Origin of the sequence: Nocardia tenerifensis NBRC 101015, assembly GCF_000308715.1 — a bacterium.
In the GTDB taxonomy this organism is placed as follows: Bacteria; Actinomycetota; Actinomycetes; order Mycobacteriales; family Mycobacteriaceae; genus Nocardia; species Nocardia tenerifensis.
The window spans coordinates 1-1,383 of the sequence record NZ_BAGH01000271.1 but is presented as its reverse complement, the minus strand read 5'-3'; the positions used below and the strand labels follow the sequence as shown (position 1 = coordinate 1,383).

Annotated in this window: 1 protein-coding gene; it reads left to right on the top strand. The window is 70.9% G+C overall.

Annotation, left to right across the window (positions count from 1 at the left end; translation table 11 throughout):
• The coding region (locus tag ON39_RS21050; RefSeq protein WP_040736901.1) for an acetate--CoA ligase family protein at positions 1–1,061 on the top strand (1,061 nt) is incomplete at its 5' end.
• Positions 1,062–1,383 lie beyond the last annotated feature (322 nt).

Below are 1,383 nucleotides of genomic sequence, written 5' to 3'. Positions count from 1 at the left end.
TCGATGCCACGGTCGCGGCCCTGCGCTCGGACGACGTCGACTCGGTCCTGGTGGTTTTCGCCCCGCCGGTGCCGCTGCCGATGGCGGGTTTCGCCGACGCCATCCGTGCCGCGGCGGCGCAGGTGCCCGAGGCGGCCAAGCCGATTCTGACCACCTTCGTGGCAGAGCAGGGCATTCCGAATCTGCTGTCGGTGCGCGGCGTGGGCGCGGCCGCGGTGCGCGGGTCGATCCCGTCCTATCCGGACCCGGAGCGCGCCGCGCGGGCGCTGGCCCGGGTGCGGCGGTACGCGGAGTGGCGCACAAAGCCGGCGTCGCAGGTCTCGCGGCCGACGGGGATCGACACCGAACGTGCCAAAGGCCTGGTCGCGCAGTGGATGGCCGAGTCGGGCGGACGTCGGCTCACCGATCTGGAGACCGTCGAACTGCTCGACTGCTACGGCATTTCGGTGGTGGAGTTCCGTGAGGTGCGCAACGCCGACGAGGCGGTCGCCGCGGCCGAGGAGCTCGGCTATCCCGTGGCGGCGAAGGCGACCGGCGAGATGTGGCGTCGCCGACCGGATCTCACGGGCGTGCGGCTGGACCTGTGGCGGCCCGAAGCCGTGCGGCAGGGCTACGCGGACCTGGCTGAGCTGTGCGGCGACCCGGTTCTGCACATTCAGAAGATGGCGACCAAGGGCGTCGGCTGTGTCCTGCGGGTCCAGGACGATCCGTCGTTCGGTTCGGTGATCGAATTCGGTCTCTCCGGACTGATCATCGAGTTGCTCGGCGACCGCGCCTACCGCGCGCTGCCCTTGACCGCGGACGAGGCCACCGCCCTCATCGACGCACCCCGCGCGGCCCCGCTGCTCTCCGGCACCCCGGCGAGCCCCCGCGTCGACAAGGCGGCCCTGGCCGAACTGGCCCAACGCATCTCAGCCCTCTTCGACGACCTACCCCAGATGCGCGAGCTGTCCTTCGATCCGGTGCTCGCTTCCCCGAACTCTGCCGAAATCCTCTACGCCCGAGGCCGAATCGGACCGGAGCCCAGCCGTTTCGACACGGGTCCGCGTCGCTTGGGGTGAGCCGGTCGTGACGATGTGCCCCGGGTCGTTGACCAGACCGACGGATAGGTCAAGACATCGCACGCCTGAAGGCGGCGGCAATCATGCCGTAGGTGCGAGGTGCGAGGTGCGAGGTGCGAGGTGCGAGGTGCGAGGTGCGAGGTGCGAGGTGCGAGGTGCGGGGGTGCGGGGGTACGACGCGCAGGGGTTGCGAGGTGCGAGCCGCGGGAGTGCGAGGTGCGAGGCATGGGAGTGCGGAGTACGGGGGGTACGAGGCGCGAGTCGCGGGGTGCAGGAGTGCGAGGCACGGGAGTGCCCGCTGCGAGGCATGGGAGTGCGGGGT